Below are 24,327 nucleotides of genomic sequence, written 5' to 3' on the forward strand. Positions count from 1 at the left end.
CACGGCAACGGAAAGAGGCGGCAGATGAGCAAGGAAGTCTTCCTGGTCGGCGGGGTGCGCACCCCGAACGGACGCTACGGCGGAGCGCTGCGCGACGTGCGCACCGTGGAACTCGGCGGCATCGCGGGACGGGCGGCGCTGGAGCGCGCCGGCGTGCCCGCCGACGCGGTGGACGAGGCGATCGTGTCCAACTGCCGCCAAGCGGGCAACGGCCCCAACCCCGGCCGCCAGATCGCCCTGAAGTCCGGGCTGCCCGAGCGGGTGCCGGCGCAGACGCTGAACATGGCGTGCGCGTCGGGCCTGAAGACCCTGCAGCTGGCGAGCCAGGCGATCCTGACCGGCGCCGCGGACGTGGTGCTGGCGGTCGCGGTGGAGAGCATGAGCACCATGCCCTTCATCGCACCGTATTCGCTGCGCTGGGAGGGCACGCGCCGCGGTGACGTGACGCTCGCCGACGGCTGGCGCGACGGCGGCACCGACCCGATCTGCGGGATGAACATGGGCCAGACGGCGGAAAAGGTCTCGCGCGTGTTCGGCATCGACCGCGCGGCGCAGGACGAGTGGTCGGTGCGCAGCCACCAGCGCGTGGCGCGGGCCTGGGACGAGGGCCGGTTCGCCGGTCAGGTCGTCGCCGTGGACACCGAACACGGCTCGCTGGAGATGGACGAGACGTTCCGCCGCGACACCAGCCTGGAGCGGGTGTCGCGGCTGCGCCCGTCGTTCGAGCAGGACGGCACGGTGACCGCGGGCAACTCCAGCCAGATGGCCGACGGCGCCGCGGGCATGATCGTCGCCTCCGCCGAGGCCGTCGAGCGCCACGGCCTGGTCCCGCGGGCCCGGATCTCCTCCTTCGCGGCGGTCGGGGTCGACCCGACGATGATGGGCATCGGCCCCACGGCGGCCATCCCGGCCGCGCTGGACAAGGCCGGGCTGTCCCTCGCGGACATCGACCTGTTCGAGATCAACGAGGCGTTCGGTGCGCAGATCGTGCAGAACGTACGGGAGCTGAAGCTCGACGAGGAGCGGGTGAACGTCAACGGCGGCGGGATCGCGCTCGGGCACCCGACCGGGCAGAGCGGCCTGCGCATCGTGGTGTCGCTGCTGTCCGAACTGGAGCGCCGGGGAGCGCGGCGCGGAGTGGCGAGCCTGTGCGCCGGCGGCGGGATGGGCATCGCCGCCGTGGTCGAGGGGGTGGCCGCGTGAGCGAGGTCGCCGGCCTCCGCGTCCTGGTCGCGGGCCTCGGCCCGATGGGCCGCGGCATCGCGCGGGTCTTCGCCCGCGCCGGTGCCGACGTCCGGGTCACCGACGTCTCGGCCGAGCTGACCGAGGCCGGGCTGGCGAAGATCCGCGCCGAGGCCACCTCCGACGGCGAGACGGCGGACGGGGTGCGCGCGGCCGACCTGACGGCGGTGGCCGACACCGACCTGTTCGTCGACGCGGTGCTGGAGAACATGGACGTCAAGCGCGATCTGCTGGAGCAGGTCGCGAAACTGGCCGGGCCGGATCTCGTGGTCGCGTCCAACACGTCGTCGCTGAGCATCGGCGAGATGGGGCACGCGTTCGGGGATCCGGCGCGGGTGGTCGGCATGCACTTCTTCAACCCGCCCACCAAGATGCGCCTCGTCGAGGTGGTCGCCGGCGGCGGCACCGGCGACGCGGTCGTGGCGCGGGCGCGGGCGCTGGTGACGGAGCTGGGCAAGACGCCGGTGGTCTGCCGGGACTCGCCGAACTTCATCGTCAACCGGATCTGCCGCCCGCTCTACTACGAGGCCCAGCTGCTGGTCACCCAGGGTGTGGAACCGGGTGCGGTGGACGCGGCGGTGTCCGGCGCGCTCGGGCACCCGATGGGACCGTTGACCCTGCTGGACTTCACCGGCCTGCACACCCACCTCGGCTCGTCGGAGACCGCGCTGCGCGAGTTCGGCGATCCCCGCTACCGGCCGATCCCGCTGGCCCGGTCGCTGGTGCGGGCCGGCATGACCGGCCGCGCCGCGGGCCGCGGGTTCTACGACTACGCCGCCGAGAAACCCCGCCAGGCCATCGCCCGCCTGGTCCGAACCCCCGGCGAGGCCGCGGACGTGCGCGTGGTCGCCGCCGGCCCGGACGCCGGCAAACTCCCGGAGACCACCGGCGGCGAGACGATCACGCTCTACTCCTGCCACCGCCCGCCGACCGCGGACGACGTCGCGGCGGTCGCCGGTGCGCCCGGCCCGGTCGTGGTGGACAGCTCCGACGGGAACTGGCTCGACGTGCTGCCCGCGGGCGCGGGCTGGATCCGGCTGCACCGGTCGCCGGGGGAGCAGCTGTTCGCCGAAGTGGTCCACGACGAACTGGCCGGGATCCGGCCGCCCGCGTTCGTCGGGACGGCGCTCGACGTGCTGGGCGCGGCGTCGGTGGAGGTGCTCGCGCTGCCCGGGCTCGTCGTCGACCGGCTCGCGCACTGCGTGATCAACGAGGCCTGCACCGTCGTCGAGGAGGGCACCGCGAGCCGCGAGGACGTCGACGTCGCGCTCACCCTGGGCATGAACCACCCGCGGGGGCCGTTCGACCTGCTGGCGGCGGCCGGGGCGGCGAAGGTGCTCGCCTCCTTGCGGTCGATGACGGACCTGTTCGGCGACCCGCGCTACCGGCCGGCGCAGCTGCTGCGGCGCCAGGCCGCGGGGGCGGCCCGGTGACCCCGCCCGCGCCGCTGCGCGGCCGCCGCGTGGTCGACCTGAGCCAGTACATCGCCGGCTCGGTGTGCGGGCAGCTGCTCGCCGACTACGGCGCCGAGGTGGTGAAGGTGGAGCCGCCGTCCGGCGACCCGTCCCGCGCGCTGCTCGCGACCCGGTTCGGCAGCGCCTACTTCCGGGCCTTCAACACCGGGAAGTCGTCGGTGACGCTCGACCTGCGCGACGAAGCCGACCAGGAGCGGCTGCACGAACTGCTCGCCGGCGCGGACGCGGTGATCATGAACTTCGCGCTGCGCACCCGGCAACGCCTCGGGCTGGACAGCGCCACGCTGCACGCGCGGTTCCCCCGGCTCGTGGTCACGCTGGTCAGCGGGTACGGCGCGGACGACCCGCGGACGTGCTTCGACTCGATCGCCCAGGCGGTCAGCGGGTTCGCCGCGCTGAACGCCGACGAGGACGGCAGGCCCCGCATCTCGGCGGGCTATCCGGTCGACGTCTTCGCCGGGCACCACGCGGCGATGGCGACGGCGATGGGCCTGCTCGACCCCGGCCGGGCCGACGCGCTGGTGATCGACGTGCCGATGATCGACGTCGCGATGACCGCCCTCGCTTCCCCGGCGTCGCTCGTCGCCGCCGAGGACGGGACGTTCACCCCGGGCCAGGGCAACCGGGACGCTGCCACCTGTCCGTCCAATGTGTACCGCTGCCGGGACGGCCACTGCTACGTCTACGCCGGGCTGGACAAGCACTGGGAGCGGCTCCGCCCGCTCGTCGGCGGCGCGGCGGCCACGGCGTCGCACCGGCTGGCCGCGCGCGAGGAGTTCGACGGGGCGGTCGAGGCCTGGACGGCCCGGCTGACCGTCGACGAGGTGTGCGCCCGGATGGCCGAGCTGGGCATCCCCGCCGGCGGGGTCCGCGACCCCGTCGCGGCGCTGGCCGAGTTCCCCGCCGTGGTCGGCAGGCGACCGGACGGCGCCGCCGTACCGCGCAACCCGGTGCTGTTCTCCGGCGCGCGGATCGCCCGCCGCCCCGCCCCGGAGGCGTCCACCACGAAGGAGACCGCACGATGACCGCGACGAAAGGAACCCGGGTGCTCGCGCCCGGCACGCTGGACGGGCTGTCCGCCCTGGTCACGGGCGCGGGCAGCGGGATCGGGCGCGCCGTGACCGTCCGGCTCGCCGAGCTGGGCGCGCACGTCACCGGCATCGGCCGCCACGAGGACACCCTCGCCGCCACCGGCGAGCTGGTCGACAGCGGGGCCTACGACTACCACGTCTGCGACGTCCGCGACCTGGACGCGGTGTCCGCGGTCGTCGCCGACACCGGCCGGCGGCACGGCCTCGGGCTGCTGGTGAACAACGCGGGCGGCCAGTTCTTCGCCCGGGCGGACGACATCTCGCCGGGCGGCTGGCGATCGGTGCTCGACCTCAACCTGACCAGCGTCTTCCACATCACCAAGGCGGCGCACCCGTTCCTCGCCGCAAGCCGCGGAGCCGTGGTCAACATCTCGCTGTCCGGCGTCGAGCGCGGGGGCATGGGCATGGCGCACTCGATCGCGGCCAGGGCCGGCGTGCTGGGCCTGACCCGGACGCTCGCCCTGGAGTGGGCGGCCGAGGGCATCCGGCTCAACTGCCTGGGGCCGGGCACCGTGCTCACGCACGCGCTCAGCGACGAGGCCAGCGAGCACGTGCTCGGGAACCTGGTCGACCGGGCCACGCCGATGCGGACCCCCACCCCGCCCGAGGACGTCGCCGAGCTGGTGGCGTTCCTGGCCAGCCCGGCGGGCGCGCTGATGACCGGGCAGCTGCTGCAGATCGACGGCGGCGCGCACCTCGGCCCGGGCCTGCACATGCTGCCGGAGGCCTACCGGTGACCGCCGTGCTCGGGCTCGCCGAGGCGGTGCGCACCCACGTCCGCCCCGGGAGATCGGTGTACCTGGGCAACTTCGGCGCCCAGCTGTTCAGCGTGGGGCACGAGATGATCCGGCAGGGGGTGTCCGATGTGGACGTGCTCGTCGCGTCCGGCGGACTGCTGCTGGACCAGCTGATCGGGGCGAAGGTGCCGCGCTCGGCCACCTTCGGGCACTGCTGGAGCCCGGTCGGCCCGGCGCCGGCCTGGAACTTCCGGCGGGCCGCCGAATCCGGCCGGCTCGACGTCGACCTGCACGAGGTCACCCTCGGCCTGTTCAGCGCGGCCCTGCTCGCCGGCGCCCACGGCGTGCCGTTCATGCCGGTGGCGGACCTGCCCGGCACCGGCTACACCGACGAGGACTGGACCGGCGGCATGCTCGCGACCGCGGAATGCGCTTTCGGGTCCACCCGGGTCGTGCGGGCGCTGTGCCCCGATGTGGCTTTCGTGCACGTCGATCTCGCCGACGAAGACGGCAACGGGTACGTGGCCGGCCCGCTGGGCGAGGTGGTGCTCGCCGCGCAGGCGGCGGGCGCGGTGGTGCTGGTGGCGGAGGAGATCGCCACCGGGGAAGCGGTGCGCGAAGCCGGGGTGACCATCCCCGGCGTCCTCACCTGCGCCGTGGTGCACCACCCCGGCGCTCTCGCCCCGGACGGCGCGGTCGGCCGCTACGACCGCGATGTCGGGACCTACGAGGACTACGCGCGGCGGTCCCGCTCGCCGGAGGGCTTCGCCGCATGGCTCGCGGAGGTGCGCTCGTGACCAGCCCGACCCTCGACTTCCTGGTCCGCTCGGCGCGCGAGTTCCGGCGCGGCGGCTGGGTGTTCACCGGGTTCCACTGGCCGGTGCTCGCCGGTCAGCTCGCGCACTCGCTCGAGGGTGAACCGTTCGTGCAGGTCTTCGAGGCGGGCGGGGGCACCTGGACGGCCGGGACCTCGGTACCGACCAGCACGACGGACTACCCGGCCTACGCGGGCGGCATCGGCTGGATCGCGTCCACCGCCGACGTCCTGCTGGCGATGGCCCGCCGGTTCGACCGCGTGGTGCTCGACGCGTCCAATGTGGACCTCGCAGGCCGGGTCAACTCGTCGTTCGTCGGCGACCGCGACCGGCCGGCGGTGCGGCTGCCCGGTGGCGGTGGCGCGCCGGACATCGCGGCCCGGGCGCGGGAGCTGGTGCTGCTGCACGGTGGCGAGGACCTCGGACGCATCCAGGCGGAGGTCGAGCACGTGACGGCCGCGCCCGGCGCGGAGACGATCGTGTGGCTGCACACCCGCTGGGGCGTGCTCCGGCTGGGTGCGCGGCCGCGTCTGGTGGAGCTGGCCCGGGACGTGCCGGGCGCGCACGAGTTCTCCGGCCACCTGCGCGGGCTCGGCGTCCGGGTGGACGCCCCCGTGCCCAGGGCACCGATCAGCGAGGCCGAACGCCGCGCGGCGGCGGGGCTGCTGGCCGAGGCGGCCGGGCGCGGGTACGCGGTGGCGCGGCGTGCCCGCGCCGAACTGGAAGGAGTGGCATGACCGTCGCCGACGACCTGGCCGGGCTGCGCACCGAGGTGCGCACCCTCATCGCGAAATGGGACTTCACCCCCCGCTGCGACGCCTGGCTCCGGGGCCACGACGAGAGCTTCAGCCGGGCGCTCGCCGAGCACGGCTGGATCGGCATGACCTGGCCGGCCGGGCTCGGCGGCAGCGACCGGTCCAACCTGGCGCGGCTGGTGGTCACCGAGGAGCTGCTGCGCGCCGGCGCCCCGGTCGCGGCGCACTGGATGGGGGACCGGCAGATCGGCCCGGCCATCCTCCGCACCGGCTCGCCGGACCTGCAGCGCCGCTACCTGCCCCGGATCGCGGCCGGCGAGGTGACGTTCTGCCTCGGCATGAGCGAGACCGAGTCGGGGTCGGACCTGGCGTCGGTGCGCACGGTCGCGGAACCGGCCGAGGGAGGCTGGCGGGTGCGCGGCCGCAAGATCTGGACCAGCCACGCGCACCGGGCCACCCACGCCTACGTGCTCGCGCGGACGGGCTCCGGCGGCGGCAAGCACGAGGGACTCACCGAGTTCATCGTCGACATGGCCGCCGACGGGGTCCAGGTCCGCCCGATCCACGACCTGCGCGGCGACCACCACTTCAACGAGGTCACCTTCGACGACGTCTTCGTGCCCGCCGGGGACGTCCTCGGCACGGTCGGCGACGGCTGGCGGCAGGTCACCGAGCAGCTGGCCTTCGAACGCGGCGGGATGGAACGGGTACTGAGCACCTACCCGCTGCTGGAAGCGGTGCTGGCCGCGCCCGGAGCCGCTGGGCACGCGGCGGCCATCGGCACGGCACTGGCCCGGCTGGCGACGCTCCGGCGGCTCGCCTGGCGCGTCGCGCTCGCCCTCGACACCGGCGAGGCTCCCGTGCACCAGGCCGCCATGCTGAAGGATCTCGGCACCACCTTCGAGGGCGATGTCAACGAGCTGGCGCGCGAGGTGCTGGCGATCGAACCGGATCCGGCCGCGAGCGGCGCCGCCGGGCTGCTCGCCGAAGGGGTGCTGGCCGCGCCCGGCTTCACCATCCGCGGCGGTACCACCGAAGTCCTCCGCGTGATCATCGCCCGTGGCGCGACCGGGCCGCGGCAGCACGACGATTCCGGGCTGCGCGCGGTGGCCGACGACGTCCTGGCCGGGCACGGCGGCGACCCGGACCCCGAACCGGGTCCGGTGTGGACGGAGCTGACGGGGCTGGGCTGGCCCGGTGCCGGGACGCCGGAGGAGCTCGGCGGTTCGGGCGGCGACCTGGCGGATCTGGCCGAACTGGTCGAGGCGTGCGGCCGGAACACCGTGAGCACTCCGCTCGCCGAAACCGGGTGGGCGCGGCTGCTGCTCGCCGCCTCCGGGCAGGCACTGCCGGAGGGCGCGGCCACGGTGATCGCGACCGGCGCCGGACTGCGGCTCGAAGGCGATCGCCTCTCCGGAACGGCGGTGCGCGTGCCCTGGGCCCGGGCCGCCCGGTGGTTCGTGATCGCGGTGGGGGAGGAGCTGGTCACGGTCGAGGCCGCCGCTCCGGGGATCGACATCGAGCCGGGGGCCAACCTCGCGGCCGAACCCCGCGACACCGTGCGGTTCGACGGCGTGCCGGCCGCCGCGCGGACGCCGTGCCGCGGCGACGTGCTCGGCCTCGGCGGGCTGTTGCGGGCCGCGGCCATCACGGGGGCGCTGGAGACCGCCGTCGCGCACACGGTCGCCCACGTCACCACCCGGCACCAGTTCGGGCGGCCGCTGCGGTCCTTCCAGGCCGTGGGCATGACCCTCGCCCGGATGGCCTCGCAGCACACGCTCGCCCGCACGGCGGTCGAAACCGCGGTCGCCGCCTCGCGCGAGAGCATCGACCTGCCGCGGGTGGCGGCGGCGATGGTGATCGCCGCCGAGGCGGCGACCGAGGTCGCGCGGGGCGCGCACCAGCTGCACGGCGCGATGGGGGTGACCCGGGAACACCCGCTGCACCTGGCCACCCGGCGGCTGTGGTCGTGGCGCGACGAACTGGGCGGCCCGCGGTCGTGGGCGGACCTGCTCGGCACGCGGTTGCTGGAACTCGGCCCGGACGGCATCTGGGACTGGATCACCGCCGACATCGAGGAGGAACCGTGAGCAAGGTCCACCTGACCGCCGAGGAGGGCCGCTGGACCCTGACCCTCGACGACCCGGACCGGCGCAACTGCCTCGACGAGCCGATGTGCGACCAGCTCGCGGACGCCGTGGACCGGGTGGCCGCGGACCCCGGAGCCCGCACCCTCGTGGTCACCGGCGCCGGCACGGCGTTCTGCGCCGGAGCCGACCTGCCCGCCCTGTTCGGCGATCCCCGCGACGACGTCGCGGCCATCCGGACCCGGCTGCGCCGCGTGTACGCCAGCTTCCTGCGCCTGCGCGACCTGCCGATCCCGACCGTCGCGGCCGTGCAGGGCGCCGCAGTGGGCGCCGGGCTGAACCTCGCGCTGGCCTGCGACGTCCGGATCGCCGGACCGCGCGCGAAGTTCGCGGCCACCTTCACCCGGATCGGCCTGCACCCGGGCGGCGGCTGCACCTGGTTCCTCGTCGACGTCCTCGGCCGCCAGAAGGCGCTCGCCCTGTTGCTCGACGGTGGCGCGCTGGACGCGCCCGCGGCGGTGGCGGAGGGGCTCGCGCTGCGCCTGGAGGACGATCCCGTCGCGGCCGCGCACGAGCTGGCGAAACGCTGGGCAGAACTGGACCCCGGGCTGGCGCGCGACGTCAAGGCGACGGTCGGCGTGGCCCACCACGGGCGCTTCGAGGACACGCTGGAGGTCGAGGCCTGGTCCCAGGCCTCCAGCGCGACCCGCCCCGCCATCCAGGAAGCCGTCGCCCGCTTCCGCAAGTCATGACCGCGGTGCTGCGGGTCGCGGACCTCGACACGGCGGGCCGGTGGATCGACGTGCCGGCCGAGCCCGGTCTCGAACGGCGCTACCGGGCGGTGACGGGCTACAGCGGGGCGCCGCCGCCGGCCGGTCTCGCGTCGGTCGTCGCGCGGCTGGCCTACACCGGCGGCCGCGTCATGCCACCGGGCGGGGTGCTGCGCGAGATCGCCCAGATCACCCGCGCGGACCTGCCCTGCGCCGGTGCCTGGCAAGCCCGCGTGGCGTCCACTGTGGACGAAGGGCGGTCCGGGCGGCGGCGGGTCACGGTCACCACCGAGGTGCGGCGGGGCGGCGTGGACGTGGCCGCCGTGCGGTTCGTGCTCGACTGGCCCGCGGGGGCACCGTGACCGAACTGGCGATCGACGAGCGGGTGACCGCCGCGTGGGCCGGGGTCGTGGACGACCACAACCCCCTCCACGTCGACGCGGCGTTCGCGGCGACCACCCGGTTCGGCGGCCCCATCGCGCACGGCTCGCTGCTGTTCGCGCTGGTGTGCGACGCGCTGCAGCAGGCGGGCGAGCCGCACGAGGCGGTCGCGGTCCGGTTCCGGGCGCCGGTACCGGTGGGCTCGACCGTCCGGGTCGAGGTGCGCGGCACCGGAGCGCGTCTGGAGTGCGACGGCGGCGAGCCGGTCGAGGTGGAGGTGCGGTGAGCGCGCTCCGGCACTTCCTCGACCGGCTCGACCTCGACCCGCTGGCGCCGGGCGTGTTCGGTGACCCGGGCGGCGAGGAAGGGCTGGAGCGGATCTTCGGCGGCCAGGTCGCCGCGCAGGCGCTGGCCGCGATGGGCCGGACGGTGGACGCGGACAAGGCGGTGCACCACCTGCACGTGGAGTTCGTGCGGCCGCCGCGCGCGAGCGCGCCGCTGCGGCTGGAGGTGGGCGTGGTCAAGGACGGCCGCGCGTTCGCCCTGCGCCGGGTCGAGGCGGCCCAGGGCGGCGTGCCGGTGCTGACGGCGACCGCCTCGTTCCACCGCGCCGAAGCGGGCCCGGTCCGGTTGCCCGCCGGCGAGCCGCCCGAGCCCATCGCGCCCCGGTGGGAGGACCGCTTCGCGGGCCGGCGTCATCGCCTCAGCCCGCTGTGGGACCGGCCGCGGCCGATCGACTTCCGCTACCTGGATCCCGCGCCCCTGGACGACACGCTGCGGCAGCACCCGCGCGACGGCCAATCCGCGGTGCTGCGCGCCGACGGTGCCCTGCCGGACGATCCGCTGATCCACGCCTGCACCGCCGTCTACGCCTCGGACATGACCCTGCTGGAGACCGCGCTGCTCCCGCTCGGCGAGGTCTGGGCCGACGGCGACACCGACGGGGCGAGCCTGAACCACACCATGTGGTTCCACCGCCCGTTCCGGATGGACCGCTGGGTGCGCTACGACCAGCGGGCCGAGGCGCTCGCCGGCGGGCGGGGACTGGCCTCGGGCCGGATGTTCGACGACTCCGGCGAGCTGGTCGCGACGGTGCTGCAGGAGGGGTCGCTGCGGCCCGCGCACGGCGCCGGGACCTGGCTGGCCCGCAGCGCACCGGACCGGACACTGAGGAGAGCGACATGACACCGACGGTTCTCGTGGCCGGCGCGAGCGGCCTGGTCGGCACGGCGTGCGTGGACGAGTTCGCCGCCGCGGGCTGGCGGGTGCTCGCGCTGTCGCGGCGGCCACCGGAGACCGACGCGTCGTACACGCACCTGCCCGTCGACCTCCGCAGGCCGGAGACGCTCGACCCGGCGCGGCTGGCGGGCGTGACGCACGTGGTGTACGCGGCGGTGTTCGAGAAGCCCGGGCTGGTCCGCGGCTGGCGCGAGGCCGATCAGATGCGGACCAACCGGGACATGCTGGCGACCCTGATGGCGGCGCTGGCCGGCGCGCCCGTCGAGCACGTGACCCTGCTGCAGGGCACCAAGGCCTACGGGGTGCACCGGCACCCCATCCGCATTCCCGCCCGCGAACGCCATCCGCGCGACGAGCACGAGAACTTCTACTGGCTCCAGGAGGACCACCTGCGCGCGCTGGCCCCGGCCCGCGGCTTCGGCTGGACCGTCCTGCGCCCCCAGCTGGTGGTGGGGCCGAACCACGGGGTCGCGATGAACCTCGTTCCCGTGATCGGCGCCTACGCCGCGATCTGCCGGGAAGAGGGGTTGCCGTTCGGGTTCCCCGGAGGTGCGGCCTACGTCAGCGAAGCCGTGGACGCGCGGCTCGTCGCCGGGGCGGCCCTGTGGGCCGCGACGGCCCCGGCCGCCCGGTTCGAGCATTTCAACCTGACCAACGGCGAGGTGTTCGAGTGGCGCGACCTGTGGCCGGCGCTGGCCGAGGAGCTGGGCGTGGACGCGGCCGGGGACACGCCGCGCTCACTGGCCGGGTTCCTGCCCGCCCACGAGGCGACGTGGGACCACGTGGTGCGGCGGCACGGGCTGCGGCCCATCCGGCTGCCCGACCTGCTCGGCGAATCGCACCACTACGCCGACTTCCACTTCGCCGCCGGGGCGGCTGGCGCGCCACCCCCGGCGTTCGTGAGCACCGTCAAGATCAAACAGGCCGGGTTCACCGACACCTGCGACACCGAACTGTCGTTCCGGCACTGGTTGCGCGTGCTCCAGGACCGGAAGGTGCTGCCACCGCGCTGACCGTGCTGACGGTGCGGACCCGTGCGGTCCGCGCTCCGCGAGCGGGGGAACCGGTCACGCCGGCTCCGGGCGGACGACCAGCACCGGGCACCGCGCACGCCGGACCAGCGCCTGGCTCGTCGACCCCAGCAGCAGGCCCTTGAAGCCGCCGCGGCCCCGGCTCCCGACCACCACCAGCTGCGCCTGCTCGGACTCCTCCAGCAGCGCGTCGCGGGGGTTGCTGCGCACCAGGCGGCGACGCACCTCGACGTCCGGGTGCCGCTCCTGCCGTCCGGCCAGCCGCTGGGCCAGCAGCCGCTGCTGCTCCGGCTCGATGTAGTCCCACGGCGGCAGGAACTGGGCCGTCCCGTGGACGTATTCGTAGGTCACGTCGCTCCAGGCGTGCACCGCGACCAGCGGAGCGCCGCGGAACGACGCCTCTTCGAAGGCGAGGCCGACCGCCTGCTCGCTGTTCGGGCTGCCGTCCACACCCACCACGACCGGCCCCTTCGCCGGGACGGTTCCGTCCCGCTCCCGCACGACCGCCACCGGGCAGTGCGCCTGGCTGACGACCGTCGGCACCGCCGAGCCGACGACCACCCCGCCGAGCGCGCCCACGCCGCTGGCGCCCAGCACCACCATCCGCGCCGTGCGCGACAGGCCGACCAGGACGGCCGCGGCCGATTCGGGCACGGTTTCGGTGCTGACCTCGAGCTCGCTGTCCACCGACAACGCCACCCGGCGGGCCTCGGCGACGATGCCCTCCGCGGCCTGCTGCGCCAGCTCGAACACCTCCCGCGTCGCGACGCCGCGACCGTAGAGCCGCACGACCACCTCCAGCCCGTGCGCGATGACGAGATCCAGCTTGCGCTGCGACGCCACGGCCGCCGCCCACCGCACCGCCTCCGCGGCGCCCGGCGAGCCATCCGTGCCGACCACGATGCCGCGCGTTCCCGCGGTCATACCCGCTCACCTCCGTCCGCTCCCACCGGCGACGGCCCCGTGCGGACGACGGCGAGTTGCGCCGCGTTCACCGGCGACAGCGGCGGCCGCCCGGTCAGCACCCGCGCCACCTCGTGGGCGGCGAAGTCGCGGACCGTGTGGATCGCTTCGTCGGAGTAGTAGGCCGCGTGCGGTGTGATGATCACGTTGTCCAAGGTGAACAGTGGGTTCACCGGTGCCCAGTTCCGTTGCTTGGCGGGTTCCTCCTCGATGTCGTCCAGCCCGGCGGCGGCGATCCAGCCTTCCGCGAGCGCGGCGTACAGGGCCGCGTCGTCGACGATGGGGCCGCGGGCCGTGTTCACCAGGATCGACGTCGGCTTCATCCGCCGGAGTTCGGGCTCGCCGATGAGGTGGTGGGTGTCCTCGGTGAGCGGCGCCTGGACCACCAGGTAGTCCGAGTGCTCGAGCAACTCGTCGAACGAGGCCGGCTGGGCCCCGTGCGCCGCCACGTCCTCCGCGGCCAGGTACGGATCGTGGGCGATGACGAGCATGCCGAACGCCTGCGCCCTGGCCGCGACCGCCTGCGCGATCGCGCCGAACGCCAGCAGCCCGAGGGTGCGTCCCCGCAGCCGGTGGATCGGCGCGCCGGACTGCCACCGCCAGGTCCCGGCACGGGTCGCCCGGTCGTAGACGCAGACCTTCCGGGCAGCGGCCAGCAGCAGGGCCATCGCGTGGTCGGCCACCTCGTCCTCGCACCAGTCGCTGGGAACGTTGGTCACCAGGATGCCGCGCCGCGTGGCGGCGTCCACGTCGACGATGTCGACCCCGGTCCCGTACCGCGCGATGACCTGGCACCGGGTGAAGGCGCCGATGGCCCTGGCACCCACGGTGGCGTACTGGGCGATGACCGCGTCCGCGTCCCGGGCGGCCTCGATGACGTCGTCCTCGGTCCGGCAGTCGGCGGCGACCAGCCGCAGGCCGGCGTCCTCGAGGATCGCCCGCTCGATGTCCACGTCACCGTAGTCGTGGTCGGCGATGACCACGGTCCGCTGCGTCTGCGTCGTCATGTCCGGTCCTAGGTGATCGAGGCGCCTTCGGCGGTGCCGCCGGCGACACGCGAGTACAACGAGAGGATTCCGCGGCTGTGGCGCGGCTGCGGCGCCTTCCAGATGCCGCGCCGCTCGGCGAGGACCGTCTCGATCTCGTCCGGGGGACGGCGCTCGCCCTTGATCCCGACGATCGCCAGTCGCCGCTGCGGCGCGTTGATCTCGATGAGGTCGTCGTCCTCGATCAGCGCGATGGGCCCGCCCTCCAGCGCCTCGGGCGCGACGTGCCCGATGCACGGTCCGCGCATCGCGCCGGAGTAGCGGCCGTCGGTGACGATCGCGGTGGTGGTGTTCAGGACACGATCGGCGGAGAGGATGGCCGCCGCGTAGTACATCTCCGGCATGCCGTTCGCGCGTGGTCCCTCGTAGCGGATGACGAGGACGTCTCCCGGTGAGATCTGGCGCTGGACCAGGGCGTGGACCGCTTCCTCCTCGAAGTCGAAGACCCGCGCGGGTCCGATGTGGACGTGCATCTCCGCGGGTACCGAGAAGGTCTTGATCATCGCGCCGCCGGGCGCGAGGTTGCCGTACAGCACGGCGACCCCGCCGTCGGCGCTGAACGGGTCGGACCGCGGGCGGATGATCTCGTCCCGGGCGACCTTGACGTTGTTGAGGTAACCGCGGCGTTCGGTGAAGAAGAACGGATCGCGCTCGATGTCCTCGAGGTTCTCGCCGAGCGTCTTGCCGGTCACGGTGAGACAGCCGAGGTGCAGCATCTCGCGGAGCTCGAGCATGACCGCGGGCACGCCGCCGGCGTACCAGAAGTACTCGACCGGGTAGCGGCCGGTGGTCTTGACGTTGGCGAGCACCGGGACCCGCCGGTGGATGCGGTCGAAGTCGTCGATGGTGATCTCGACGCCGGCTTCCTTGGCGATCGGCGGGAGGTGCAGCAGGGCGTTGGTCGATCCGCCGACGGCGGCGTGCAGGATGATGGCGTTCTCGAACGCCTCCCGCGTCAGGATGCGCCGTGGCGTCAGGTTCTGGTGGATCATGGTGACGAGCTGCTTGCCGGTCGCGCGGGCGTAGCGCAGCAGCTTGGTCAGCGGTGCCGGCACGAGCGCGGACCCGGGCAGGGCCAGGCCGAGCGCCTCGGCCAGCACCTGCCCGGTGCTGGCGCTGCCCATGAACTGGCACGCCCCGCACGTCGGGCACGCGCCGCGCTGCGCGCTCTCGAGCTCGGCCCGGGGGAGCTCGCCCCGCTCGACGGCCGCCCCCATCTCCCACATCTTGTTGGAGGTCACGTAGCCGGGGGCGTTGAGCTGGGTGCCCCCGGGCAGGTGGATGGCCGGCAGGTCGCACCGGGCGATCGCGAGCAGGTGGGCGGGCACCGACTTGTCGTTGCCGGAGATCAGGACCATGCCGTCGTGGGGATGTCCCAGGGCGTGGATCTCGATCATCGCGGCCATGATGTCGCGCGAGATGAGCGAGTAGCTCATGCCGTCGGTGGCCTGGACGACGCCGTCGCAGATGTCGCTGACGGCGAAGACGCCCGGTTTCCCGCCGGCTTCGAAGACACCGTTGCTGACCTCTTCGATGAGCTCCCGGAAGTGGAAGGTGCCCGGGTGGCCCATCCCGTAGGCGCTGTCCACCAGCACCTGCGGCTTGCCCAGGTCCTCCTCGGTCCAGTTCATGCCGAGGCGGAGCGCGTCACCCTGGTGGTTGACCAGGCGCAGCCGCTGGCTCCGCAGCAGCGGTCGATCGTGTTCCATCGGTCCTGCCCTCCCTGGTGGGCGTCGGCTGGCTGGTTCGCTCCCGCGGCCCGTCCGAGCCGGCGGGGTACTCCTCGAGCGGGACGAGGCCGGCCGACCACGCCGAGAGCACGGGGGTGAGGACGCGCCAGGCTTCTTCGGCTTCGTCACCACGGATGGACAGGGTCGCGTTCCCGTCCAGGACGTCCAGCAGCAGCCGGGCGTAGGCGGGCAGCTCGGGCGGGTCGATCCGGGCGGTGAGCATCAGCGGGGCGAGGGTGTGGGCACTGGCCCCGATGCCGGTCAGGTCCAGGGACAGGGTTTCCGGGTCGAGCCCGAACCGCAGGACGTTGGGCCGGGCCTCCCCGCTCAGGCCCAGGGGCAGGTGGGGGACACCCCGGAAGTGCACCGCGACCTCCTTGCGGTCCCGCCTCAGCGCTTTGCCGGTGCGGAGCCGGAAGCGCGTGCCCGCCCAGCGCCAGTTGTCCAGTTCGAGCTCCACCTCGGCGAAGGTCTCGGTGCCGCGCGCGGGGTCCACTCCGGACTCGCCGGTGTAGGCGGGGACGTCGCGGCCGCCGAGCCGCCCGGCGGTGTAGCGGGCGCGGCGGGTGCGGCGCGCGACGTCGGCGCCGGTGAGCGGCCGCACCGAGCGCAGGACGTCGAGCTTGCGGTCGCGCAGGTCGCGTTCGCCCAGGCTGATCGGCGGTTCCATGGCGACCAGGCAGAGCAGTTGCAGCAGGTGGTTCTGCACCATGTCCTTGAGCGCCCCAGCCCGGTCGTAGTAGCCCGCCCGGCCCTCCAGCGCCAGCGACTCGTCCCACACGATGTCCACCTCGGCGATGTGGGCGGCGTTCCAGACCGGCTCCAGCATGCGGTTGGCCAGCCGGGTGCCGAGCACGTTCTGGACGGTCGTCATGGCCAGGAAGTGGTCGACGCGGAACACCGCCTGCTCGGGCACGAGGTCGGCGAGCAGGCGGTTGAGTTCCAGCGCGCTGTCCAGGTCCTCGCCGAACGGCTTCTCCAGCACGATCCGGCTGCCGGGCGGCAGGTCCGCCTCGTGCAGCGCGGAGACCGCCGCGGGGAAGACCGCCGGGGGCAGGGCCAGGTACGCCGCGACCGGCCCGTCACCGGCGACGACGGCCGCCACGTCGGCGGGGTCGGTGACGTCGGCCTGGTGGTAGGCCGCCGAGGCCACGACGGCCCTGCCGGCGGAGGCGGGCAGGGCCGTGCCGTGCCGGTCGAGCTGGGCGGTGGCCCACTCCCGGAACTCGCCGGTGTCCCAGTCCTGCCGGCCGGCGCCGGTCAGCCGGAAGCTGTCGCCGAGGCGCCCGGCGGCCCGCAGCGCGGCCAGCCCGGGCAACAGGTAGCGGGCGGTGAGGTCCCCGGTCGCACCGAAGATCACGAGTCGCTCGATCATCGCGCCGCACCCGCCCTGGCCCGGGCGAGCGTCACGCCGCCGGCGATCACCCCGATGTGGCTGAAAGCCTGCGGGAAGTTCCCGGTGAACTCGCCCGTCGACGGGTCGATCTGCTCCGGCAGCAGGCCGAGCGGGCTGGCCCGGTCGCACAGCGAGGTGTACAGCTCCTCCGCCTCGTCGAGCCGGCCCTGCAGCGCCAGGTTGTCGGCCAGCCAGAAGCTGCACAGCAGGAACGCGCCCTCACCGCCGGCGATGCCGTCGGGGGAGTCGTCGTGCAGGTAGCGGTAGAGCAGGCCACCGCCGGCCGACAACCGCTCGGCCACGGCCGTGGCGGTGGCCACCATGCGCGGGTGGTCGGCGGGAACGACCCGCCGCAGCGGGAGGGCCAGCAGGCTGGCGTCCACGCTGCCGCCGCCGTCGAGGTGCTCGCTCAGCGTGCGGGATTCCTCGTTCCAGGACTCGTCCAGGATGATCTGCCGCAGCTTGCCCGCGGCGGCGCGCCAGGCCGGGACCGGCCCGGACAGCCCCATCCGCGCGCCGATGGCCGCGGCCCGGTCCAGCGCCACCTGGCACATCGCCGCCGAGTAGGTGAAGACCCGGCCTTCGCTGCGCACCTCCCAGATGCCCTGGTCGGGCTGGCGCCAGGCCTCACCGGCCGCTTCGGCCAGGCCGGCCAGCGCCGACCACAGCGGTCGCTCGAGGTGGTTGCCGGCGCGGGACCACTGGTCGGCGCAGTCCAGGACCTCGCCGTAGACGTCGTGCTGGCGCTGATCGGCCGCCCCGTTGCCCCACCGCACCGGAGCCGAGCGCCGGTAGCCTTCGAGGCCGGCGTCCACCCACTCGTCCGGGACCGGCCCGCCGTCGAGGTCGTACATGATCCGCGGCTGCCGGCTCTGCTCGAACGCGTCCAGGACCCAGCCCAGGAACGCGTCGGCCTCGTCGGCGAACCCGATCCGCCGCATGGCGAACACGGTGAAGGAGGCGTCCCGGATCCAGGTGTAGCGGTAGTCCCAGTTGCGCACCCCGCCGACCGGCGCCGGCAACGACGACGTCGGCGCGGCGACGATCGATCCGTTGACCCAGTGGTCGCACAGCTTCAGGGTGATCGCGGCGCGCCGGACCAGCGGCTCGGCCGGGCCGTCGTAGCTGAACCGGGTCATCCACCGGCGCCACGCCGCCGCGGTGGCCCGCAGCATCGCGTCGGCGTCGAACCGGTGGTGGCGGTGGATGCGGCCCCAGGACAGCACCAGGTCCATCGAGTCGCCCTGCTCCAGGTCGTACGTGCCGCGCAGGTCGTTCAGCGGGCGGCTGGAGCGCAGGTGCAGCCGCAGGTCCGGCCGCCTCGCGGGCATGACCAGCAGGCCGCTGGCGGCCGCGCGCGCCTGGGCGCCGCCCCGGGGTTCCAGTTCCACCCGCAGCCGGACGCTGCCGTGCAGGACGAGCACCGACCGGACCAGCTCGCCCCGTCCCGCGGGGATGTCGTCGGTCAGGTCGGCACCCGGCCGCAGCGCCAGCGCGTCGGTCACGCGGACCGTGCCGGTGGCGCTGCGCATCTCGGTGACCAGCACCCCGGTGTCGGGCTCGTAGCGCTGCCGCGCCTCGGTCAGGCCCTCCGGCGCGATGCGGAACCGGCCACCACGATCGCGGTCCAGCAAGCCGCACAACAGCGGTTCGGAATCGAAGCGCGGCAGGCACAGCCAGCAGATGCTGCCGTCCACGCCGGCCAGCGCGACGGTCGATCCGTCGCCGATCAGCCCGAGATCCTCCAGCGGCGGGTAGCCGTCGCGGTCCCGGACCGGCCGGAACGGAGGGTCTGGCTCGAGCATGGCGACCCCCTTGCCGGACAGTGCCACATCCCTGCCATCCGGCTTAACAGGCGCAGGACGGGCACCGCATCACCCGTGCTGGGTGAGGGGTCGGCGGGCTCAGTCCTGGTCGGCCACGTGCACCGCCCGGCCGTCCTGGTACACCGCGAGCACGCGCTTGCCCAGGTCCCGCACGTCCAGCGGGTCGCCGTCGACCACGACGAGATCCGCGCGTTTTCCGGGCGTCAGCGAGCCCAGGGTCGCCTCCAGCCCCATCAGCTCGGCCGCGGACAGCGTCGCGGCGTGCAGCGCATCGCCGGGGGTCATGCCCTGTTCGACGAGCAGCTCCAGCTCCAGCAGGTTCTCCCCGTGCGGGTACAGCGGCGCGTCGGTGCCCATCGCGATCCGCACCCCGGCCTCGACCGCGCGCCGGACGCTGCCCTCGGTGCGTTCCCTGATCTTCTCGGCGATGTGCTCGGGGTACCGGGCACCGGACTCGACGGCCTGCCGCAGGCCCACACCCGCGCTGAGCGTCGGTACCAGCCAGGTGCCGCGGGCGGCCATCATCTCCAGCGTCTCGTCGTCGAGGAAGTGGCCGTGCTCGATGGAGCGGACCCCGTTGCGCACGGCGGCTTTCGCGCCCTCGCCGTGGGCGTGGGCCATCACGTGCAGGCCCGCCGCGGACGCCTCGCTGACCATCATGCCGATCTCGTCGTCGCGGAAGTGCGGGATCCGCGGTCCGGCGCCGCTGGAGACGACGCCGCCGCTCGTGGCGACCTTGATGACGTCGGCGCCCGCGCGGACCAGTTCGCGGATCTTGCGCCGGATCTCCTCCGGGCCGTCGACCACGACCGGCGGGCGGCCCGGGTGCGGCGGGAGCAGGTCCACCACGCACGTCGAGGGCCACCACGGGTCGCCGTGGCCGCCGGTCTGGCTGAGCATGTTCAGCGAGATCTGCATGCGCGGCCCCGGGATCAGGCCGCGGTCCCGCGCGACCTTCATGCCGAGGTCCGCGCCCGCGGCGTCGCGCACCGTGGTGATGCCCGCGGCCAGTGTGGCGGCCATGTTCCGGGCGCCTTCGTAGAACTGCAGCGAAAACGGCTGCTGCGCGGCGTCGAACACGTCCGAGCCGGTCATGGTCAGGTGCACGTGGCAGTCGAACAGGCCCGGCAGGACACCGCGCCCGGTGCAGTCGACCTCCTCGTCGCCGTCGAGCCCGGTTCCGACTTCGACGATCCAGCCGTCCTCGACGGCCACGTCGGCGGAATCGGCGGTGCGGGAGGCCGCGTCGAACAGGGTGCCGCCGCGGAAGACGGTGCGCTTCATCGTGCGGTCTCCAGTTCCTGGCGGGCGGCTTCGGCGGGGCGTTCGGCGCGGCGGCGGATCACCGGCGCGAACCCGAACAGCACCAGGCCGAGCACGACCGCCGCGGCGCCGAGCAGGCCGAAGTACGCGGCCGCCGAACCGGCGTCGTAGAACTTCACCAGCTGCGCGCCGATGCCTTGCCCGGCGGCGTTGGACGACAACCACAGCCCCATCGTCTGGGTGGCGAACGCGGCGGGCGCGAGCTTCGCCGTCGCCGACAACCCGATCGGCGACAGGCACATCTCGCCGATCGTCACGATCGCGAGGCTGCCCACCAGCCACAGCGGACTGCTGTTGCCGGGATGCAGCCCGGGGATCACCAGCAGCAGGTAGGACAGGCCCGCGATGACCAGCCCGGCGGCGAACTTGTGCGCGGTCGACGGTGAACGCGGCGAGGAGTCCAGGCGCAGCCACAGCGCCGCGAACAACGGTGTCAGCACGATCAGCACGACCGAGCCGACCGACTGGAACCAGGACGCGGGAATCCCGAAGCCGAACGCGGTGAGGTCGGTGCTCTCGTCCGCGTACTGCGCGATCACCGTGGCCCCCTGCTCCTGGATGCACCAGAAGCACACGGCGGCGGCGAACATCGGGATGTAGCCGCGCACCCGGGCCCGCTCGACCGGCGTCGTGCGGGAACTGCGCAGCATCACCGTGAAGTACCCGACCGGCAGGGCGATCGCGAGCACGCTGACGGCGTTGACGATCCCGCCCGCGTCGAGCCACCCGGTGCCGACCGCCGTGGCGACCAGGGCAGCGAGCACGACCACCGCGGTGACGACCGCGAACAACCGGGAGCGCCGGACTTCGCTGAACCGCAGCGGGTTCTTGGGCGTGCTGCTCGCCGGGCCGAGATGCCGCCACGTGCACACGTAGACGACCAGCCCGATCGCCATGCCGGCCGCGGCGAGGCTGAACCCGAGGTGGTAGTTGTAGCTCTGGCCGATGGTGCCGACCACCAGCGGGGCGGCGACCGCGCCGACGCTGATGCCCATGTAGTAGATGCTGAACCCGGAGTCCCGGCGCGGGTCGTCCTTGGCGTAGAGGTCGCCGACCGACGCGGAGATCGTGGGCTTGAGCAGGCCGGTGCCGCCCGCGATCAGCACCATCGACGCGAACAGCGCGCCCGCGCCGGCGGGGATGGCCAGGCAGATGTGCCCGCACATGATCAGCACGCCGCCGAGCAGCGTCGCGCGGCGGTTCCCCAGCAGCCGGTCGCTGATCCAGCCGCCCAGGATCGCCGCCATGTACGTGGCCGAGCCGTAGACCGCGATCAGGGATTTCGCCGTCCCGGAGCCGATCCCGAGCCCGCCGTCGAGCAGCTGGTCGGTCATGTAGTACAGCAGCAGAGCCCGCATGCCGTAGTAGGAGAACCGTTCCCACGCCTCGGCGAAGAACAGCCCGACCAGCCCGCGTGGCTGGCCGAAGAACGCACGATCCGGGGCCCTGCTCACCGGCACCTCCGAGTGATTCTGTTGGTGGGCGCAGACGATACAGCTGGCGATGAGGGAGATCAAGAGATGATTCGGCGGTGCAATAGCAAACATGCCGCTGATATGTCTCTCAATTTCGGAACTCACTAACTATTCGGCGGTCGCGCTAGGCTGCGTCTCGTGATGGCGAACCTCGACGAGATCGACGAGCGGCTGGTCCGCGCGCTGCAGCAGGATGGCCGGGCGTCGTACGAGACACTGGCGCGGCTCGTCGGTCTCGCCCGGTCCAGCACCAAGGCGCGGGTGCAGCGCCTGCTCGGCGACGGCGGGATCCGGCTCGTCGGGGCGATCCACCCCGCGGTGTTCGGTCTGCGCCAGCTGGGCCACGTCACCATCGAGACCAGTGGGCCGGCGGGCCCGGTCGCCGACGCGGTGGCGGGCCTGGACGAGGTCTCGTTCGTCACCACGACGGCCGGCCGGTTCGCGGTGACGGCCGAGCTGCGCACCGGCGGGCAGGACGCGTTCGCGCGGGGGCTCGCGCGGGTCCAGGCCGTGCCCGGTGTCCGGGCCGTGCAGGCGATGACCTACCTGCGGATCTGGAAGGACCCCTACTTCCCGCCCGGCCCCCTGGAGAGCCCGGGGCCACTGGGCGAGCTGGAACTCGACGCGGCCGATCACGCGCTCCTCGCGCACCTGCGCGTGGACGGGCGCGCGTCGTTCGCGGAGCTGGCGAGCGTGAGCGGGCTGTCCTCGGGCGCTACGCGCGCGCGGGTGCTGCGCCTGCTCGACGCGGGTGTCGTGCACGTCGGCGCACTGGTGCGGCTGAACCCGTTGAGCCGCACCTCCACGCTGGGCTTCGCGCTCCACCTGGCCGCCGACACCGAACCGGTCGCGCAGAAGGTCGTCGCACTCGACGCCGTCGACTCCTTCGCCACCGGAATCGGCTGGTGCAACGGGATCGGCACCGTGCGGGCCCCTTCCCTCGACGAGGCACTCTCCACATTGGAGCAGCTGCGCGGGCTTCCCGGTGTCCGCACGGTCGAGTCGTGGGCCCACCTGCGGGCCATCAAGGAGGAGAACGACCGGGCGCTCCCGCCCTCCCGCTAGGGCTTGTCCTCAAGGCCAGTTGAGCAGGGTGGCCAGGTCGATCATGCCGTGGTGTGAGGTGGCGGTTTTGTCGAAGCGGGTGGCGATTGCGCGGGACTGTTTGAGGCGGTTGAAGCAGCGTTCGACCACGTTGCGGCTGACCATGGTGCAGTCGTTGATGTTCCCGCCGGTCAGCACGGCCGGCAGGGGCCGGCCGTTGCCGTCACACAGGCACGGTGGATTGTGGTGGTCGGTCCCCCGCGCGAACGACCGAGGGCATGATCACCTGGCTCGCTGTGCCCGCCGGAGGATCCGCTCGCCCCTGTGTGTGGACGGCTCGTCCGGCGAGCACCAGCGGCGTGCTGGTGGGCACGCACGACGCTGGAATCGATCGGCACCTCACGGTCGAGCTCGTCGATCGCGTCGGCGACCACCCGCACCGTCGACACCAGCATGCTCAAGGTGCCGTTGCGTGACCAGCGCCAGAACCGGTGATTGACCGTCTTCCACGGCCCCTAACGCTCGGGCAGGTCCCGCCACGCCACCCCCGTCCTGCCCTTGAACAACATCCCGTTGAGGACCCGGCGGTCATCAACCCGCGGACGGCCCCTCACTCATGCCGACGCACCACAACCAAGATCAAAACAGCACAACCGAATCCACTTTGAGGACGCGCCCTCGCGGCAGGACCGGAAGTGCGGCCGACACATCCGCGCCGGGAACCAGCCACCAGCCTCCCGGCGCCACCATCGCCGTGGCCTCGTACCGCTGGCGGCAGGACGGGGGCGCGCCCGCCCCGGCCGTGGGTGCAACCCGCCGGCGTCACACCGGCGGGATCACCTCGCCGGTCGCGCGGCCCGCCGGGTCCAGCAGCCAGCCCATGCGTTTCCGCGTGCGCAGGTTGATCCCGCTGTCGCGGACCGAGAGCCACGGCAGGCGCTCGCCGATCAGCCGCTCCAGCCGGGTGATGTCCGCCAGCGAACTCGTCCACACGGTGAACGCGATCGTCGCGTCGCCGGTGATCGAGGCGCACATGCGCAGCTCCGAGAGCGTCGCCAGCGCCGCCACGGTGCGCTCCTGGTCGGCGGGGGAGACGGCCACCAGCCAGGTGCTGCTGATCGGGTGGCCGGACACCGGCTGCGTCACCTCGCACCGGAACGACAGCGTTCCCGACGCCAGCAGCCGGGCCAGCTGCCGGCGCACCGTGGCCGGATTGCGCCCCGTCGCCCGGGCGCAGTCCGCGGCGGTCGCGCGCCCGTCGGTGGCCAGCACCTCGAGCAGCGGGCCGGCGTCGTCCGGGGGCGTCACCCCGCGCGCCGGCCGCATCGCCTTGGCCGCGGCTTCGAACGCCGCCTCCTGCCACCGGTCGAGCGCGCCCAGCCGCCAGTCCCCGCCGTGACGGTGCAGCGTGGTGATCACCGAGGTCCGCTGCCGCTCCACCCCGGGCAGCGAGCCCAGGTCGTCGAGCACAAACTCCGTCAGGCCGTCCAGGTCGCGGGTGAGGGTCGTGACGAGCAGGTCACGGCCCCGCGTGGACTCCTCCACGGTGACCGCCCGGCGATCGGCGCACATCGCCCGGACCACCTCGGCACGGGCACCGGGAAGGCAGTCCACCTCCACCAGCGCCAGGACGGGAGGCGGGTAGCCGCCACCCCGGTGGGCGGTGACCCAGGCCAGTCCCTCCCGTCGCAGGCGGGCCCACCGGGCGGCGAGCGTCGCCGGCGTCGAGCCCAGTATCCGGGCCGCCTCGGCCCAGCTGATCCGCGGCGCGATCTGCAGACCGTGCAGCAGCTCGAGGTCGAGCTCGGTCACCACCGGAGAATGCACGGAAACCCTCTCCACAAGCCATCTTGTGCACGAATCCGGGCCATCGGGCCCGGTTGATCGTTACGACCAGCACA

The 24,327-nt window shown here is 73.7% G+C and carries 23 protein-coding genes; 13 read left to right on the forward strand and 10 right to left on the reverse strand.

What is annotated here, in order from left to right; translation table 11 throughout:
- The first annotated feature begins 24 nt into the window (after positions 1–24).
- Genes FB470_RS26680 through FB470_RS26735 form a run of 12 tightly spaced genes read left to right on the forward strand, consistent with a single transcriptional unit; the run spans position 25 to position 11,605 of the window.
- The gene (locus FB470_RS26680) at positions 25–1,203 is read left to right on the forward strand and encodes a thiolase family protein (RefSeq protein ID WP_306995974.1); all 1,179 of its coding nucleotides are present in this window, start codon (positions 25–27) and stop codon (positions 1,201–1,203) included.
- Entirely contained in the window at positions 1,200–2,675 is a 1,476-nt protein-coding gene (locus FB470_RS26685; RefSeq protein ID WP_306995975.1) for a 3-hydroxyacyl-CoA dehydrogenase, read from the forward strand. The genes FB470_RS26680 and FB470_RS26685 overlap by 4 nt, the downstream gene beginning before the upstream one ends.
- Positions 2,672–3,742, forward strand: coding sequence for a CaiB/BaiF CoA transferase family protein (locus FB470_RS26690; RefSeq protein WP_306995976.1), 1,071 nt, complete (start codon positions 2,672–2,674; stop codon positions 3,740–3,742). The genes FB470_RS26685 and FB470_RS26690 overlap by 4 nt, the downstream gene beginning before the upstream one ends.
- Positions 3,739–4,545: an SDR family NAD(P)-dependent oxidoreductase gene (locus FB470_RS26695; protein WP_306995978.1), complete on the forward strand. Its 807-nt coding sequence runs from the start codon at positions 3,739–3,741 to the stop codon at positions 4,543–4,545. The genes FB470_RS26690 and FB470_RS26695 overlap by 4 nt, the downstream gene beginning before the upstream one ends.
- Positions 4,542–5,342, forward strand: coding sequence for a CoA-transferase (locus tag FB470_RS26700; protein WP_306995979.1), 801 nt, complete (start codon positions 4,542–4,544; stop codon positions 5,340–5,342). The genes FB470_RS26695 and FB470_RS26700 overlap by 4 nt, the downstream gene beginning before the upstream one ends.
- Positions 5,339–6,097 (forward strand): hypothetical protein, encoded by a 759-nt coding sequence (locus FB470_RS26705; protein ID WP_306995981.1) that lies wholly within the window; start codon positions 5,339–5,341, stop codon positions 6,095–6,097. The genes FB470_RS26700 and FB470_RS26705 overlap by 4 nt, the downstream gene beginning before the upstream one ends.
- Positions 6,094–8,205 carry an acyl-CoA dehydrogenase family protein gene (locus tag FB470_RS26710; protein ID WP_306995983.1) on the forward strand — a complete coding sequence of 704 codons (2,112 nt, stop codon included), beginning with the start codon at positions 6,094–6,096 and terminating at the stop codon, positions 8,203–8,205. Before FB470_RS26705 ends, FB470_RS26710 begins: the two co-directional genes overlap by 4 nt.
- A complete protein-coding gene (locus FB470_RS26715) occupies positions 8,202–8,954 on the forward strand; it encodes an enoyl-CoA hydratase (RefSeq protein ID WP_306995984.1) in 753 nt (250 codons plus the stop codon). The genes FB470_RS26710 and FB470_RS26715 overlap by 4 nt, the downstream gene beginning before the upstream one ends.
- Complete coding sequence (locus tag FB470_RS26720; RefSeq protein ID WP_306995986.1) at positions 8,951–9,334, forward strand: hypothetical protein; 384 nt, start codon at positions 8,951–8,953, stop codon at positions 9,332–9,334. Before FB470_RS26715 ends, FB470_RS26720 begins: the two co-directional genes overlap by 4 nt.
- Entirely contained in the window at positions 9,331–9,639 is a 309-nt protein-coding gene (locus FB470_RS26725; RefSeq protein ID WP_306995987.1) for a MaoC family dehydratase, read from the forward strand. The genes FB470_RS26720 and FB470_RS26725 overlap by 4 nt, the downstream gene beginning before the upstream one ends.
- Complete coding sequence (locus tag FB470_RS26730) at positions 9,636–10,538, forward strand: acyl-CoA thioesterase (protein ID WP_306995989.1); 903 nt, start codon at positions 9,636–9,638, stop codon at positions 10,536–10,538. Before FB470_RS26725 ends, FB470_RS26730 begins: the two co-directional genes overlap by 4 nt.
- Positions 10,535–11,605, forward strand: a complete 1,071-nt coding sequence (locus FB470_RS26735; RefSeq protein WP_306995991.1) for an NAD-dependent epimerase/dehydratase family protein — start codon at positions 10,535–10,537, stop codon at positions 11,603–11,605. The genes FB470_RS26730 and FB470_RS26735 overlap by 4 nt, the downstream gene beginning before the upstream one ends.
- A 54-nt stretch (positions 11,606–11,659) precedes the next feature.
- Here FB470_RS26735 and FB470_RS26740 read toward each other — a convergent pair whose 3' ends face one another.
- From FB470_RS26740 to FB470_RS26770, 7 genes are all read right to left on the reverse strand, one after another.
- Complete coding sequence (locus FB470_RS26740) at positions 11,660–12,547, reverse strand: universal stress protein (RefSeq protein WP_306995993.1); 888 nt, start codon at positions 12,545–12,547, stop codon at positions 11,660–11,662.
- On the reverse strand, positions 12,544–13,593 hold the full coding sequence (locus FB470_RS26745) for a C-terminal binding protein (RefSeq protein ID WP_306995995.1): 1,050 nt from the start codon (positions 13,591–13,593) through the stop codon (positions 12,544–12,546). Before FB470_RS26745 ends, FB470_RS26740 begins: the two co-directional genes overlap by 4 nt.
- A gap of 8 nt (positions 13,594–13,601) precedes the next feature.
- A complete protein-coding gene (gene ilvD / locus FB470_RS26750) occupies positions 13,602–15,341 on the reverse strand; it encodes a dihydroxy-acid dehydratase (protein ID WP_306995996.1) in 1,740 nt (579 codons plus the stop codon).
- Positions 15,280–16,737: a glucose-6-phosphate dehydrogenase gene (locus FB470_RS26755; protein WP_306995998.1), complete on the reverse strand. Its 1,458-nt coding sequence runs from the start codon at positions 16,735–16,737 to the stop codon at positions 15,280–15,282. Before FB470_RS26755 ends, ilvD begins: the two co-directional genes overlap by 62 nt.
- On the reverse strand, positions 16,734–18,563 hold the full coding sequence (locus tag FB470_RS26760; RefSeq protein WP_306995999.1) for a glycoside hydrolase family 15 protein: 1,830 nt from the start codon (positions 18,561–18,563) through the stop codon (positions 16,734–16,736). Before FB470_RS26760 ends, FB470_RS26755 begins: the two co-directional genes overlap by 4 nt.
- Before the next feature lie 99 nt (positions 18,564–18,662).
- Positions 18,663–19,868 (reverse strand): metal-dependent hydrolase family protein, encoded by a 1,206-nt coding sequence (locus tag FB470_RS26765; protein WP_306996001.1) that lies wholly within the window; start codon positions 19,866–19,868, stop codon positions 18,663–18,665.
- The gene (locus FB470_RS26770) at positions 19,865–21,361 is read right to left on the reverse strand and encodes a peptide MFS transporter (RefSeq protein WP_306996003.1); all 1,497 of its coding nucleotides are present in this window, start codon (positions 21,359–21,361) and stop codon (positions 19,865–19,867) included. The genes FB470_RS26765 and FB470_RS26770 overlap by 4 nt, the downstream gene beginning before the upstream one ends.
- A 162-nt stretch (positions 21,362–21,523) precedes the next feature.
- Between FB470_RS26770 and FB470_RS26775 the strand changes: the two genes are divergently transcribed.
- Entirely contained in the window at positions 21,524–22,447 is a 924-nt protein-coding gene (locus tag FB470_RS26775; protein WP_306999493.1) for an Lrp/AsnC family transcriptional regulator, read from the forward strand.
- A 9-nt stretch (positions 22,448–22,456) separates the two neighbouring features.
- On the opposite strand, the gene FB470_RS26780 is transcribed toward FB470_RS26775, so the two are convergent.
- From FB470_RS26780 to FB470_RS26785, 3 genes are all read right to left on the reverse strand, one after another.
- Positions 22,457–22,624 carry a hypothetical protein gene (locus tag FB470_RS26780; RefSeq protein WP_370876574.1) on the reverse strand — a complete coding sequence of 56 codons (168 nt, stop codon included), beginning with the start codon at positions 22,622–22,624 and terminating at the stop codon, positions 22,457–22,459.
- 317 nt (positions 22,625–22,941) lie between these two features.
- Positions 22,942–23,040, reverse strand: a complete 99-nt coding sequence (locus tag FB470_RS35805; RefSeq protein WP_370876575.1) for a transposase — start codon at positions 23,038–23,040, stop codon at positions 22,942–22,944.
- A gap of 208 nt (positions 23,041–23,248) precedes the next feature.
- Positions 23,249–24,238 carry an Lrp/AsnC family transcriptional regulator gene (locus FB470_RS26785; RefSeq protein ID WP_306996005.1) on the reverse strand — a complete coding sequence of 330 codons (990 nt, stop codon included), beginning with the start codon at positions 24,236–24,238 and terminating at the stop codon, positions 23,249–23,251.
- Positions 24,239–24,327: the final 89 nt, after the last annotated feature.

Origin of the sequence: Amycolatopsis thermophila (assembly GCF_030814215.1) — a bacterium.
Lineage (GTDB): Bacteria > Actinomycetota > Actinomycetes > Mycobacteriales > Pseudonocardiaceae > Amycolatopsis_E > Amycolatopsis_E thermophila.